The organism is Rickettsia asembonensis (assembly GCF_000828125.2).
Lineage (GTDB): Bacteria > Pseudomonadota > Alphaproteobacteria > Rickettsiales > Rickettsiaceae > Rickettsia > Rickettsia asembonensis.
In genome coordinates this window covers 17,915-31,628 of record NZ_JWSW01000011.1, presented here as the reverse complement: position 1 = coordinate 31,628, position 13,714 = coordinate 17,915, and the positions used below count along the sequence as shown (strand labels likewise).

The following is a 13,714-nucleotide window of genomic DNA, read 5'->3' as shown; positions in this document are numbered from 1 at the left end:
TAGTGAATTTAACGGGTATATTTAATACATCAAAAATTTTTACCCCTACTTCTTGAGCATTATCCTGAGATATGCCTAAATGATTTAGAGTATCCTGAAGAATATTAGTAAGCGTTTCGATAGATGTTAGATGTTTCTTATAGGTATTGTAGTTTTGTAAAGCGCTTATAGCATTTTCCTTAGTGCATTTATCTAAACCTAAGAAATCAGCTCCGTTAGTTTCGGTAATATCGCCTTGCGAGAACATATAATCATTCGTTACTTTATAGAGCTGACCAAGAATATTAGCCGTACCGTTTTGATGAGGTGTTACGGTTTGTTGTAAAAGTATATGCGGATTACTTTCTGCATCGGTAAAAATGTTATTTATTGGAGTATTTAAACCATTATTGCACTCTTGGTGTAGTATTGAAAAATCATTTGGGGACTCACTGAAAGATTGTTCAATGTTTTTCCAATTACACTGTGCATTATTCACCATATAACCTTTTTTAAAAGCTCCTTCAACAGTACTATATACTGATGAAAATATAGTACCGCTTAATTTATGAATGATGTGGCTTACATTACCCGGTAAACTACTTACCATTTCATTTCCAAATATAGGCATAACGCATTTAAAATTTATATTTAATACAGGTGCCATAATTATTACTCCTTTAATTTAATTAATAAAACCATAAAACGTGATTTCTAGAGTATATTAATGTTTTTGTCAAGATAAAGTTAAAATAAATTAATATATAGAGAAAGGGTTTGAGATGGGTTAGGGATACAAATCTCGTCATTGCGAGAAGAATTACGCAGTAATTCGACGAAGCAATCTAGTAAAAAATTCTGTATATCAGAATTTTTTTAATTATTTTTCTGGATTGCCGCGTCGCTTCGCTCTTCGCAATGACGGTTTCGGGTATCCACACAACAAGACCTGCTCGCAATGACGATATTTATATCCATGTGACAGCGGTAAAATCATTTCCCTATACAGAAATTTTTAAAGATCTCGCCTAGTATTTCTTCTACGTTAATAACGCCCGTAATAGCACCAATGCAGCGTGCCGTCATTCTAATATCTTCAGTTGCTAGAACTAAATCATTATCTAAGCTAAAAGCCGTTAAATGTGAGAGAGCTTGTTTTAAATAATGACGATGACGTTGATTTGTTATGTAAGGGGTTTCGGTAAAACCAGCCATATTTTCGGCAATATTTTCGATATTTTTTAATATACTTGAAAGAGCAATATTATTTTTTACTGAAACTCTTAAGCATTTATATTTATTTTCAATAGAAAAGATTTTACTAGGTTCAATTAAATCGATTTTATTAATTATTACAATAGTATTTTCATCAATTAAACCTGTAATATCTTCATTTATAGAGGAATCTAATTTTTCGGTATCAAACATAATAATTTTAATATCTGCTGTTTTAGCCGAATTAATAGCTCTTTTTATACCTTCTTGCTCTATAATGTCACTACTTTCTTCTCTTATACCTGCTGTATCCTGTAAAATAATAGGATAGCCGCCAATGTCTAAATGCCCCTCAATTATATCTCTAGTAGTTCCTGCAATATTTGAGACAATTGCTATATCTCTCTGCATTAAAAAATTCAATAAGCTAGACTTACCTGCATTCGGTGGACCGATAATTGAAAGCTTAAGACCGCTATTTAGTAGTTCTCCTCGTCTATTATCGTTAAGATAATTAGATATTTCATTTACAAGATTTTTATGAGTGTTGTTAACGTCATTAAGAACGCTATCCGGTATATTTTCATCAGGGAAATCTATATAAGCTTCAAGCAGAGAGATAATTTTTAAAAGCTTGCTACGCCAGTTATTATATAATTCTTCAAGCCCACCGCTTGCCTGTCTAATTGCTTGCCTATGCTGCATAATAGTTTCAGCATTAATTAAATCGGCTATCCCTTCTGCTGCCGTTAAATCAAACTTATTGTTTAAAAAAGCTCTTTTGGTAAATTCTCCTGCTTCTGCTAAACGAATATCAGCTATATTTAACAATGCGTTAATAAGCATTATGGAGATAGCTTTACTGCCGTGCGTATGAATCTCAACTACGTCTTCACCGGTAAAGCTATTAGGCGACTTAAAATAAACAACCATAGCATTATCAATTAGCTCCTTAGTTTCAGGAACTGTAATTTGTTGATAATACATGATACGTGGTTTAAAGTCCGCTCTACGGGTAAGTAGCTGTAAAACTTCTAAACTTTTAGGACCAGAAATCCTAAAAACCGCTACGCCTGCTTTACCGAATGCAGAGCTTTGTGCAAATATCGTTTCCATTTATTTTATACACTTTTGTTTATTAAATAATATATAATATAATAACATATCATAGTACATGATAGCATATAATATTATTCTTGAGAAAATTATGACCCCAAAAACAACCTCTTTAAATTTTAGTCGTTTAAATTGTCAAATCCCGAATTATAAAACTAAAATTCTAGAACTTAGCAAGGAACGTGAGTCAAGTTCCATATATATAGATTTTGTTCAAAAGTTTTTAAATTATATTCCGATAGATTATGATTTTGAGAATAGAGAAAAACTATTTCAAAATTTTGCAGATGAAGCCTTTAAGTTTTTTAAGCAAAGGGGAGAAAGAGCAAGAAAAATAGCAATAACAAAGACGGTTATAGAAAATGATCCGGCAATAAATGTCTTGATATTACTTGATAATAAACCGCATATTGTTGATTTTATTATATGTCTGCTTAAAAATATGAATTTGCAAACTAAGTTTTTACTCCATCCGGTAATAAACTGCGTCCGAAATAGTAAAGGAGAATTAGAAAAAATATTAGAAAATTCTGTGTCGGATGAAAAATCAGAATCGATACTGCATTTAACCATTTTAGGAAATTTTGACGATAAAACTACTACATTTTTAACTGAAGCTATAAATGAAAGATTAGAAGAGTTAGAGCAAAGCTATAGCCATTTACCGCAATTACTTACAAAATTACAAGGTTTATCTAAAAATATAATTGATAATGATAAATTAAATTTTGAAGAGGCTAAAGAATTCTTAAATTGGTTACAAAACGATAATTTGGTTTTATTAGGGACTCTTGATTTTGAGGTAAAATCTTTAAAATTAAGTAATGAAATAGGAGCAGCAAAAATATGGCAAGAAGTAAAAGACGAGATTGATGATATTATAAAATGTTCTGCTAATCCTTTATATCAAAATCAATTAATAATACTCGGTAAAATAAATAGTGCGTCGCTTATCCATTCAGATAATTTAATCGACTATATCTTAGTGAAAAAATTTAACTCTTCGGGTGAATATATTTCGGGAAGTATAATTTTCGGCATATATAATTCAAATATGTATTACCATTCAATAAGTGATATTCCAATCCTACGACAAAAATTTAATTTTGTAATTGAGAAAGCCGGTTTTGCATTATCCGGTTATAATGCCGATAAGTTAAGAATTTTAATGGAGTCGTTACCGAGAGAAGCTTTAATACAAATTGATCAAGGCGATTTATATTGTATGTGTTTACATATGCTCTCAAGTATGATGAGTAAGAAGCTTAAATTATTTATTCAATATGATTGGTCGAGTTCTTTTCTTAATATCATAATTTTTCTGCCACGAGAACGTTTAACGGCTGAAATACATAATATGATAGATTGTTATTTAGCGGGAAAATTCGGTAGTAAAATTTTATCCAACTATATAACCGAAGTAGTCGGTAATTTTTCTTATCTTTTTGTAACGCTTGAAGCACAAGGGGAACATAAAATAAATTTTGAAGCAGAAATAATACAGCAAGATTTAGATCGTATCTCTACACGTTGGAGTGAAGATTTTTATTTTAAGCTTTCTAAAAAATTCAGTGAATATCAAGCAGGTATTAATTTAAAGCTTTTTGATAATGTTTTTCCAGCAGATTATAGACAAAAATTTTCTCCGGAAATAGCTTTAATAGATATTGAATATTTAATGGAAGCAAGCAAGTCACAAGAATGTATGTTTAATCTAGTTTCTGTAAATGAAACGGAATTTTACTTAAAAATATATAGTCCAAAAGTAAAACTTGCCCTTTCTAACATATTGCCGCCAATCGAAAATTTAGGTTTTAAAGCAATTGATGAACAAACTTTTGCAATTAAAGAGGCTCTCGAAATTAAAGAAAGCTGGATATATAATTTTATCTTAACCTCTATCATACCGGTAAAGGATAATATTACCGAATTAAAAATAAATGTTGAAGAAGCTTTAGATCAAATGGCACTTGGGATGCTTGCTAATGATTCTTTAAGTAAATTGATAGTGCTGGCCGGTTTTAATTGGAAGCAAGTTAAACTCGTCAAAGCTTTAACAAGATATTTACATCAAACGGGATTTAGTTACGGCAAAGGTTATGTACAGTTAACACTACTTAAACATCCCGAATATACAAAAATGTTGGTAAATCTGTTTGATATAAAATTTAATCCTAAACATCCTGATAATAATTGTGATGTAATTCAAGATAAACTGAATAATTACTTAGTAACCGTTGAGATGAGTAGTGAAGATAAAGTACTACGTAGTATGCTTGGTATAATTAATGCTATTACTAGAACAAATTACTATCAACCGCATAAACATGTTTTTTCATTTAAGTTTGATTCTTCAAAAGTACCTGGTTTACCTAAACCTGTTCCGTTTGCCGAAGCATTTGTTTACTCTAAGGATTTTGAGGCTGTTCATTTAAGAGGCGGTCCCGTATCACGCGGAGGACTTAGATGGTCGGATAGAGCAGAAGATTATAGGCTTGAGGTCCTTGGACTTATGAAAGCACAGATGACGAAGAATTCCGTTATTGTCCCTGTCGGCTCTAAAGGCGGCTTTTATATTCATTTTACTGAGGGAGGGCTTACTCGTGATGAATATATGGAAAAAGTGGTAGAATGCTATAAGAATTTCCTGAGAGGTTTATTAGACATAACCGATAATATCGTTGACGGTAAAGTAGTACATCCGAAAAACGTTATTATTTATGATAAAGAAGATCCTTATTTAGTGGTTGCTGCCGATAAAGGTACAGCTTCATTTTCGGATTACGCTAATAGTGTGGCAAAAGAATATAATTACTGGCTTGATGATGCTTTTGCTTCCGGTGGCTCTGCAGGTTACGATCATAAAAAAATGGCTATTACCTCTAAAGGAGCTTGGATTTCCGTAACTAATCACTTTAAAACTTTAGGGTTAGATGTCCAAATAGATCCTATTACCGTCGTAGGTATAGGAGATATGTCGGGAGACGTGTTCGGTAACGGTATGCTAAGATCAGAGGCTATTAAGTTAGTTGCTGCCTTTAATCATAAACATATATTTATTGATCCTACCCCTGATCCTGTATCAAGTTTTAATGAGCGTTTGCGTTTATTTAATTTAAAGGGTTCTAATTGGTCCGATTATGATTCTAAGCTTATTTCTAAAGGAGGCAAAGTATTTGAACGTAGTAGTAAATTAATAAAATTATCACCGGAAATTAAAAAATCACTTGATATAAATGATAATGAATTATCACCGGAAGAATTAATTAAAGCTATTTTAAAAGCAGATGTTGATTTATTGTGGAATGGCGGAATAGGCACTTATATCAAAGCTAAAACGGAAAATAATTTAGAAATCGGTGATAAAACAAATGATAACCTTAGATGTAACGGTGAAGAAATTAGAGCAAAAGTTATAGCAGAAGGTGGTAATGTCGGGGTATCACAGAGAGGTAGAGTTGAATATGCTAAAAAAGGCGGACGCATAAATGCTGACTTTATTGATAATTCAGCAGGTGTTGATTGTTCCGATCATGAGGTAAATATCAAGATTGCTTTAAGTAGTGCGGTAACCTCAGGAAAAATTACTTTAGAAGAACGTAATAAACTCCTAAATGATATGACAAAGCAAGTTGAAGAGTTAGTATTGCTTGATAATTATAAGCAAACCGAAGCAATAACAATTATGCAACTATCTCCTACTTTAACCGTTAATATACTTAGTCAATTTATAGATATTTTAGAAGAAGAAAAAGTATTAGAACGGGAAAATGAATTCTTGCCTAGTGCGGAAGAATTGAATAGAAGAGCTATCAGCGGTGAAGTACTAACTCGTCCTGAGCTTTGCTTACTACTATCATATAGTAAAAGGTCGGCTTATCATGAGTTACTTAATTCTACTTTTTCGCATGATAAATATTTTGATGCATATCTTATAGATTATTTTCCTGAAATGATGCAAAAAAAGTTTCGTAATGAAATTTTATCTCATCCTCTTAAACATGAGATTATTAAAACCGTTACTATAAATAAAATAATTAATCAACTTGGAGGACCGCTTATTAGTATTGTAAAGCGTGAGATTGGGGCTCCTCTTTGTGATATAATAAGGTCATATACCATTATTTGTGAAATTTTTGATCTTGATGATATATGGGAAACGATAAGTAAGCTACCTACTAATATTGATTACAATGTAAAAATCGATATGTTTACCGAAATAACGAAATTAATGCGTCGTGGTATTTCGTGGTTTATTAAAAATTTAAAGCATCCTATTAATATTAGTGAAACTATAGAAGAGTTTAGAGTTCCTGCACAAAACTTAAGAAAAACGGTAGGTACTTTATTAGTCGGAGAAACTAAAATAAGATTTGAAGAAAAATTAAATTATTATACAACTAGCGGGGTAGAGGAATCATTTGCTGCTACTATCGCTACATTTGACAATTTAATTTCAGTATTTGATATTATATATGTAACAAAGCAAACTTCAGGGAATGATAAAGAGGTAGCAAAAGCTTATTTTGCTATAAGCGATATGTTTAGTCTTGATTGGTTACGTAAAGCTTGTGATAAGCAATTGAACGATTCATTTTGGCGACGCCTCGGTATTCAATCGCTAAAAGATGATTTATATGACAAACAACGTAGATTATTAATAAAAATAATTAATAAATCTAAAACAACTATTGATTTAGATTTATGGATTGATAATAATAATAACTTAGTTAGAAATTTTCTTGATTTTATTAAAGAAATTAAATCTCAAGAAACTATAGACTTAAATATAATTATTTTAGCAAATAAGAAATTTGAAATATTCTTACAAAAACTTGAGTAAATTATGTCGTCAATGCTTAAGCAAATTAGGTTAGATTCGGGTAAAACTTTAAATCAGGTATCTAGTGATTTAAAAATTAGAAAAAAATATTTAGTAGCTTTAGAAGAGGGTGATTTTGATATTTTACCAGGAGAAGTATATGTAAAAGGTTACTTAAAATTATACTTAGATTATCTTAATGTAAAAGATCGAAATGCAGAGCAGATAGAAGCTACTAAACAGAACGAAACTGAAAAATTATTAAGTAAAAAAAGAGCTACGGCATTGATAAATTATAAACGTAAAAAACAATTAGTACTTACATCTATTATAATGTTATCGATTATTATTGTAAGTCATCCATTCATAATTAATGCTTAGAAGAAAATGGATAATGAAATATTAAAGAGATTAATGGAAGAAGTTGAGCATAAACTTGACGAGTTATTGCAGTCACAAACGAATAATCAAAATGAAGTTAAAAAATTACAAAACGAAAATAAAGAATTAAAAGATAATTATATAAAAATGCTAGATCAAATTAACATTTATATTAATGAACTTGAAGAAATAAAAAAACAGCAAAAATAATTATGTCAATTGTTACGATAACATTAAATAACAAGAGCTTTCAATTATATTGTAATAATGGAGATGAGGAAGAATTACTATCTTTAGCGAATAAATTGAATGATAAAATAGCGGAAATTAAACTTGGTAGTCCCACAGCCTCTTTTGAGCTATTATTAGTTATGGCATCTCTTAATGCTCAAGCTGAAATAGCTAGTCTAACAGAAAAACTTAATAAAAACGGTTTTCAAAAAAATCATCCCGACGAAGAAAAATTCGCAGAAACCTTAACTACTATAGCAGGTTACCTAGAAAACCTTGCACGTAAAATGGGAAAGTGATATATTAGCTCTTGGCTGCTTGGTTCGTGAGCTTAATATTAACCTAGGACTACCACTAACTTTTAGGATATCGTCCCTGTCTAATACTAATTCAGTTTAGATATATGAAGTCCACCTTTACATAAAGGTCTTTGAAGGATTTTAAGTAACGGCCAAAGCGGTCATGTATACTCGTTTAATTTGGAAAAGAGCAAGGCGTCTTGAAGCTGATAACCGCAGCGTACATACTAGTACGTGAGGATTATCAGCTTCAAGACGCCTTGCTCTTTTCCAAATTAAACTTCGTCTACCTACTTTTCGTTTACTCACAGTATACCTTTAAAATGAAACAAACAAAATCAAGCAATAAAGTTCTTGGTGCTTTTTTAGGCACTATTATTGAATATTACGACTATAGTTTATATGGTTTTTCAGCGGCAATTATCGCCGATAAATTCTTTTCAGCCGATACTGATCCGTTAACAAAGCTTGTAAATGTTTTTGCCGTTTATGCGGCGGCATATTTATCAAAACCTATGGGTGCTTATATTTTTGGACGTATAGGGGATATATACGGTCGAAAAAAAGCCTTAAGTTTTACGATTATCGGTATTGTAATACCTACCTTAATAATAGGTTTATTACCTGATTATTCTTCTATAGGAGTTTGGAGTACGATAATTTTAGTTTTATGTCGCTTTATGCAAGGTATTTTTATTGGAGGGGAATATGACGGTGCAGCGATTTATGTTATTGAACATTTAGGAGCAAAATACCGATTTACTGCCTCGGCCATAACTAGATGTACAGGAGTAATGGGTTTATTATGCGGGATTGGTGCAACTAATTTCTTCAATTCTCATATTTTTCCGGAGTGGGGTTGGCGTATTCCGTTTTTACTAAGTTTACCGCTTGCATTAATAACTCTTTATTATCGCCGGAAATTTGATGAAACACCGGAGTTTAAAAATGCACATCATAGCCAAGATTCTATTGAAAAACTTAGCTCTATAATTAAAAAGCAATGGAAAAATATTGCACGGTTAATATTTTTAGCCGGAGGTTTTGGAGCAACATATCAAATTGCAATCATCTTTATGAAGCAATATTTACCGATTGTATTACCTTCAGTTGGTATTATTATGAGTTCTTTTTCAGTCTTAATAGTAATATGTTTTGCTGTTTGCATGCCGATTGCCGGCTTTATTGCCGACCGCTTAGGAGTTAATTCAGTATTAAAAATCGCATTTATATGTACTATTACAGCAAGTGTATTTTTTGTGATAGCAGTAAAATATCAAATGACTAATTTAGGGCTTGCAGCTAGTTTAATGTTAGCTGCATCAGTTGCACCTTTTAATGCTCTTGCTCATAGTATAGTTATTAATTCTTTTGTAGTTAAAGAACGCTATCGTGTTATAAGTTTAGGACATAATATCGGTTCAATGTTAATGTCCGGTACTGCTAATTATATTTGTGCAAAGGTAATAAAATCATTTGATTTCAATCTATTCCCGATTCTATATCTTTGCATGTTTGCCATACTTGCTTATTCTATGACTATGTTGTTTAGCAAGGATACTATATTAAATAAAGATCTAAAAAATGATAAATAAACATAAGTAATAAATTGTAATTATCTTAAAAATGACATATTATAATAAATGTTAATTTAGAGTTATAATATGGAAAGAATAGTGACCAACATGGATCAGCATGGTAGAGTGCTTATACCGGTATCAATTAGAGAAAGATTTAATATACATCCGGGTGAAAAAATCACCATAGAAATTGAAAATAGTGAAATTAAAATCGTTAGCGTTGATAGTATAATTGATGAGATGCATAAGATTTTCACCAAAAATCAAATTGATAAAAATATTTCTATAGTAGATGATTTTATTGCTGAAAGACGTCAGGAATATTTAATTGAAGAAAAAAGAAGTAAAAGATGTCCAAAATAATATTTGATGCCTCTGCACTAATTGCCTTATTTGCTAAAGAAGATGGTTACCAATTGATTAAGAAATACATGAGAGATGGAATTATTTCAAGCGTAAATATTGCTGAAGTTTATAAATATTGTATAGAAAAACAAGGCTTAACGGAAGAAACTGCAAAAATTCTTATTAAATTATTAGATATCAAAATTATAGACTTTTGTCCTGAGCAAGCACTAATTAGTGCAAATATAATTAATAAAACTAAAATTTATGGTTTATCACTTGGAGATAGAGCATGTATAGCTCTGGCTATCTTTAAAAATTATCCTATTCTTACTTGCAATAAAATTTGGCAAAAATTAGATTTAGGTATTAAGTTTATTATGGCACGATAATTATTTTATATGCTTTAATCAAATAGGAAAAATTTACCTATTTCAGGGATAATAAACTTATTTTCATCAATATTATGTTTTTTCATAGCTTGTCGGAGTTCCAAAGGAGCCGCATTAAATGCTTCATCAGCTAATTGAAAGACATCAAAATGACTAGCTATAGAGTATTTAGAATTTAAGTCCAAATGAGTAAATACGGCTTCTTCAGGATTCATATGTACCGGTTTCATAAACCATCTTGGTTCATAAGCTCCTATCGGAATAAGGCTTATTAAAATATTATGTTTTTTTCCGATCTCTTTAAAAAGAGTATTATTATAACCCGAATCACCTATAAAACAAATATCTCCTATCTTAGTTTTAATGATAAAAGTTCCCCATAATGCTTTATTTTTATCAAATATTCCTCTAGCCGACCAATGTTGGGCTGGTTCTAGATAAAATTCTACAGCTTCATTCAGAAAACTTGATACAAACGAATTTTTCGAGTCAAGCCTTTGCTCACGTACTTCTGTATGCTCCTCAGGCTTGCCCTTAAATTCATCTTGTCTGAAGCGATCGAGATTTAACTGTATTTCTTGTTCTTTATATGATTCTCCCCATCCTAAGGTAATAATTTCTGCATTAGGAATATGTTTTTTGATTATTACGTCATTCATTAGCGGTGTAATAATCTTAGGCTTATCCCTTATCCATAAATCTTTAATTGTTCTGATATCTAAGTGGTCATAATGATTATGACTTACTACTATAATATCTATTTTAGGTAAATCGGTAAAATTAATACCAGGCTTTACTATTCTCTTTGGTCCTGCAAAAGTAAAAGGACTAACCCGCTCCGACCATACCGGATCAGTTAAGATATTTAAACCGTCTATTTGAATTAAAAAGGTTACAGTCCTATATAGGATATCCGTACAGCGTCATTTTGATTGCTTGATACAAGCGAATTTTGTGGAATTTGTCTGTGCTCACGTACTAATGTACGCTGTGCAGACTCATCCTTAAATTCATCTTGTCTGAAGCAATCAAGATTTAGCTATGTATTTTTATTGCTAGTTATTTTTTGTGGTGGAATATCAGTGGAAGTAAGCGGCAGTGTTGTCGGCCATTTTGGTTGTTTTGAAGTTATTTTCCATTTTAGAATATCAAGTAAGGTTTTAGGTTTTATATTAGGATCAATATTGAAAAACATATTTTTATTTAGATAGACCTTCCTTTCGGTTTATTAGAGTTTTTAACTTGTTCAGTAAAAGATTTTGTTTCTTTAGTTGTCGGTTTATGTATAAATCCTCTAGTTTTTTCTCCTATCAGCATGGCTTCTTGAAGTATGTCTTTTGGTAGTTTAGCTATAGATGCGGATATTTCCGGAGTTTGTTTTATTTCTACAGTTATCTTTTTTTCTTTATTTATATCTCTGCCTATTACTTCATCTAGCGGAACATTTTTATAATCGGCAAGAGCAACAATTGCCCCCATATCAGGCATTTTTGTACGACCATCTAGGAAATTTTTCCACGCTGTTTCATGGGTACCTGTTTTTTCACTTAACTTATACGGGGTTATATTGTCTGTTTCTAATATATTCAGTACAAATTTTTTAAAATTATTTCTAATTTCTTCTGGACCATCTGTATTTGTTTCTGATATATCGTTAATCCGATTAAATCTTTCTTTTGACCTTATATCTTCGCTCATTATTTTTTCCTGTAAAATTTACTCCTAAAAATTGAGAGTTAAAATAATTTTTTTAAATGATAAGAATTTATGATTTTTAAGAGGCTATCTATGAAATTATTTTAATTGATAATTAAAGATATTTTATAGCAAAAAAGAATTTAACTAGCTTTAAAATAACTTTATAGATAGCCTATTAGACTTATTTATTAATATATAACTAATAATAGTAAATAGTAGATAATTATAATGAAAATAATAAATTTAAGCTATTTAATTAAGTATTTAGGTCTTATATATAAATTTAAATTAATCTATTTTAACTTTTTTTGTCACAAATTATAAAATTTTCTGAAATAGAAGCCATGCCTTTTCAAAATCTTATAATTTTAATATAAAATAACTTAAGATATAAATTAAATTTCAGATGCAGAATCTAAGATATTTTAAAAAGATTATATAAATTAAAAATTGTTTTTTCTGCATCTTGATCATTTATTAATAAGATAATTTTAACTTCTGATAATTGTATCATGTTAACATTTATATTATCTTTCGTTAACTTTGATAATATCATTTCAAGTACTTTACAATCATTTTTAATCCCATAACCAATAAGAGAGATTGTAGCAATTTCGGCATCAAAAGTAAAATCTTGTATCTGCTTATCATTTTTTAAATTAGTAAGTAAAGCTTGTAAATTATTTTTATCGGTTAAATTTGTAATAAAACTATATTCTTCATTATTTTTTATCTCTTGCATAAATTCAATATGATTATTATTTTGTGTAATCATATTTGCAACTTGCAAAAAACTTAAAGAAATGCTCTTTACAGATATTTTTAATAAATTTTTATTAGAAGTAATGCTGTTAATAATTCCATTCTCCATATTTTTATCCTTTGAAGTAATTAACGTACCTTCTGTATTCGGTGAAAATGTTGAAAGAACACGCATATCTATGTTATACCGCATTACTAGCTCTACAGCTCTAGGGTGTAGTACTTTTGCTCCGCTTGATGCTAGTTCTAACATTTCTAAAAAATCTATTTCTTTTATCTTCTTAGCATTTGGAATAATTCTTGGATCAGCAGTAAATATTCCCTCTACATCGGTATAAATATCACATCTATCGGCTTTCATAGCTGCAGCGATTAAGGCGGCAGTAGTATCGGATCCTCCTCTGCCCAAAGTAGTTAACCTATTGGATTTGTTAGTTCCTTGAAAACCGGCTATTATAGGGACGGTATTTAACTGTAAATATTTTTCTAGTAAATCTATAGTAATTGATTCTACTAAAGCTTTGCTATGATTATTATCGGTGAGAATCGGTAATTGCCAAGCTAGAAATGATTGTGCCTTTATGTCTTCTTCTTGAAGAGCGAGTGCTAGTAATGAAGCAGTGACTATTTCGCCGCTAGAAAGTGCTACATCATATTCTGCAAATTGAGAAATGTTGTTAAGGCTTGATACTTCATTACACAATGTGACAAGTTGATTAGTAACACCTGCCATAGCCGAAACTACTACAATTACTTGGTTATTTTTAGCTATTTCGGCTTTTATGATAGGAACGATTTTTTTTATTCTATCAATATTTGCAACGGAAGTACCACCAAACTTTTGAATTATTAAGGCCATAACTAAAGGAAGCCTAATATAATATTATATAATTA

At 30.4% G+C, this 13,714-nt stretch carries 13 protein-coding genes, 1 other RNA gene and 1 pseudogene; 8 read left to right on the top strand and 7 right to left on the bottom strand.

All coding sequences use genetic code 11. From position 1 onward, the window contains the following. Both SB78_RS02330 and mnmE read right to left on the bottom strand, forming a co-directional pair. On the bottom strand, positions 1-646 hold a 646-nt coding region (locus SB78_RS02330; protein ID WP_041078293.1), incomplete at its 3' end, for a DUF5460 family protein. 326 nt (positions 647-972) lie between these two features. Beyond that, positions 973-2,310, bottom strand: a complete 1,338-nt coding sequence (gene mnmE, locus SB78_RS02325) for a tRNA uridine-5-carboxymethylaminomethyl(34) synthesis GTPase MnmE (protein ID WP_041078291.1) — start codon at positions 2,308-2,310, stop codon at positions 973-975. A 91-nt stretch (positions 2,311-2,401) separates the two neighbouring features. On the opposite strand from mnmE, the gene SB78_RS02320 reads away from it, so the two are divergent. From SB78_RS02320 to SB78_RS02285, 8 genes are all read left to right on the top strand, one after another. Beyond that, a complete protein-coding gene (locus SB78_RS02320; RefSeq protein WP_041078289.1) occupies positions 2,402-7,153 on the top strand; it encodes an NAD-glutamate dehydrogenase in 4,752 nt (1,583 codons plus the stop codon). A 3-nt stretch (positions 7,154-7,156) separates the two neighbouring features. Further along, positions 7,157-7,513, top strand: a complete 357-nt coding sequence (locus SB78_RS02315) for a helix-turn-helix domain-containing protein (protein WP_041078287.1) — start codon at positions 7,157-7,159, stop codon at positions 7,511-7,513. A gap of 6 nt (positions 7,514-7,519) precedes the next feature. Next, entirely contained in the window at positions 7,520-7,723 is a 204-nt protein-coding gene (locus SB78_RS02310) for an RP576a family tick cell line-upregulated protein (RefSeq protein ID WP_041078285.1), read from the top strand. A 2-nt stretch (positions 7,724-7,725) separates the two neighbouring features. Next, the gene (locus SB78_RS02305; RefSeq protein WP_041078283.1) at positions 7,726-8,043 is read left to right on the top strand and encodes a cell division protein ZapA; all 318 of its coding nucleotides are present in this window, start codon (positions 7,726-7,728) and stop codon (positions 8,041-8,043) included. Between the two features lie 9 nt (positions 8,044-8,052). Beyond that, positions 8,053-8,211: non-coding RNA, 6S RNA (gene ssrS, locus SB78_RS02300), on the top strand. A 155-nt stretch (positions 8,212-8,366) separates the two neighbouring features. Then, positions 8,367-9,638 carry an MFS transporter gene (locus tag SB78_RS02295; RefSeq protein ID WP_041078281.1) on the top strand — a complete coding sequence of 424 codons (1,272 nt, stop codon included), beginning with the start codon at positions 8,367-8,369 and terminating at the stop codon, positions 9,636-9,638. Positions 9,639-9,707: 69 nt separating this feature from the next. After that, positions 9,708-9,986, top strand: coding sequence for an AbrB/MazE/SpoVT family DNA-binding domain-containing protein (locus tag SB78_RS02290; RefSeq protein WP_011271509.1), 279 nt, complete (start codon positions 9,708-9,710; stop codon positions 9,984-9,986). Then, the gene (locus SB78_RS02285) at positions 9,974-10,360 is read left to right on the top strand and encodes a type II toxin-antitoxin system VapC family toxin (protein ID WP_041078279.1); all 387 of its coding nucleotides are present in this window, start codon (positions 9,974-9,976) and stop codon (positions 10,358-10,360) included. Before SB78_RS02290 ends, SB78_RS02285 begins: the two co-directional genes overlap by 13 nt. A 14-nt stretch (positions 10,361-10,374) precedes the next feature. Here the strand turns inward: SB78_RS02285 and SB78_RS07735 are convergent, their stop codons facing one another. The 5 genes and pseudogenes from SB78_RS07735 to SB78_RS02265 all read right to left on the bottom strand — a co-directional run bounded on the left by SB78_RS07735 (position 10,375) and on the right by SB78_RS02265 (position 13,679). After that, entirely contained in the window at positions 10,375-11,223 is an 849-nt protein-coding gene (locus SB78_RS07735) for an MBL fold metallo-hydrolase (RefSeq protein ID WP_241773678.1), read from the bottom strand. Positions 11,224-11,276: 53 nt separating this feature from the next. Then, positions 11,277-11,399, bottom strand: a pseudogene (locus SB78_RS10680) (palindromic element RPE3 domain-containing protein); the annotation flags it as partial. Next, the gene (locus tag SB78_RS10675; RefSeq protein ID WP_241773675.1) at positions 11,400-11,555 is read right to left on the bottom strand and encodes a hypothetical protein; all 156 of its coding nucleotides are present in this window, start codon (positions 11,553-11,555) and stop codon (positions 11,400-11,402) included. An 8-nt stretch (positions 11,556-11,563) separates the two neighbouring features. Next, positions 11,564-12,058, bottom strand: a complete 495-nt coding sequence (locus tag SB78_RS02270) for a hypothetical protein (RefSeq protein ID WP_041078277.1) — start codon at positions 12,056-12,058, stop codon at positions 11,564-11,566. A 415-nt stretch (positions 12,059-12,473) separates the two neighbouring features. Continuing rightward, positions 12,474-13,679 carry an aspartate kinase gene (locus SB78_RS02265; RefSeq protein ID WP_041078275.1) on the bottom strand — a complete coding sequence of 402 codons (1,206 nt, stop codon included), beginning with the start codon at positions 13,677-13,679 and terminating at the stop codon, positions 12,474-12,476. Positions 13,680-13,714: the final 35 nt, after the last annotated feature.

Bases quoted from the DNA above. Each gene is read 5' to 3' on its own strand.
- SB78_RS02310 (WP_041078285.1), top strand. From the start codon at position 7,520: ATGGATAATGAAATATTAAAGAGATTAATGGAAGAAGTTGAGCATAAA.
- SB78_RS02305 (WP_041078283.1), top strand. From the start codon at position 7,726: ATGTCAATTGTTACGATAACATTAAATAACAAGAGCTTTCAATTATAT.
- SB78_RS02290 (WP_011271509.1), top strand. From the start codon at position 9,708: ATGGAAAGAATAGTGACCAACATGGATCAGCATGGTAGAGTGCTTATA.
- SB78_RS02265 (WP_041078275.1), bottom strand. From the start codon at position 13,679: ATGGCCTTAATAATTCAAAAGTTTGGTGGTACTTCCGTTGCAAATATT.
- SB78_RS02320 (WP_041078289.1), top strand. From the start codon at position 2,402: ATGACCCCAAAAACAACCTCTTTAAATTTTAGTCGTTTAAATTGTCAA.
- mnmE (WP_041078291.1), bottom strand. From the start codon at position 2,310: ATGGAAACGATATTTGCACAAAGCTCTGCATTCGGTAAAGCAGGCGTA.
- SB78_RS02295 (WP_041078281.1), top strand. From the start codon at position 8,367: ATGAAACAAACAAAATCAAGCAATAAAGTTCTTGGTGCTTTTTTAGGC.
- SB78_RS02315 (WP_041078287.1), top strand. From the start codon at position 7,157: ATGTCGTCAATGCTTAAGCAAATTAGGTTAGATTCGGGTAAAACTTTA.
- SB78_RS02270 (WP_041078277.1), bottom strand. From the start codon at position 12,058: ATGAGCGAAGATATAAGGTCAAAAGAAAGATTTAATCGGATTAACGAT.
- SB78_RS10675 (WP_241773675.1), bottom strand. From the start codon at position 11,555: ATGTTTTTCAATATTGATCCTAATATAAAACCTAAAACCTTACTTGAT.
- SB78_RS02285 (WP_041078279.1), top strand. From the start codon at position 9,974: ATGTCCAAAATAATATTTGATGCCTCTGCACTAATTGCCTTATTTGCT.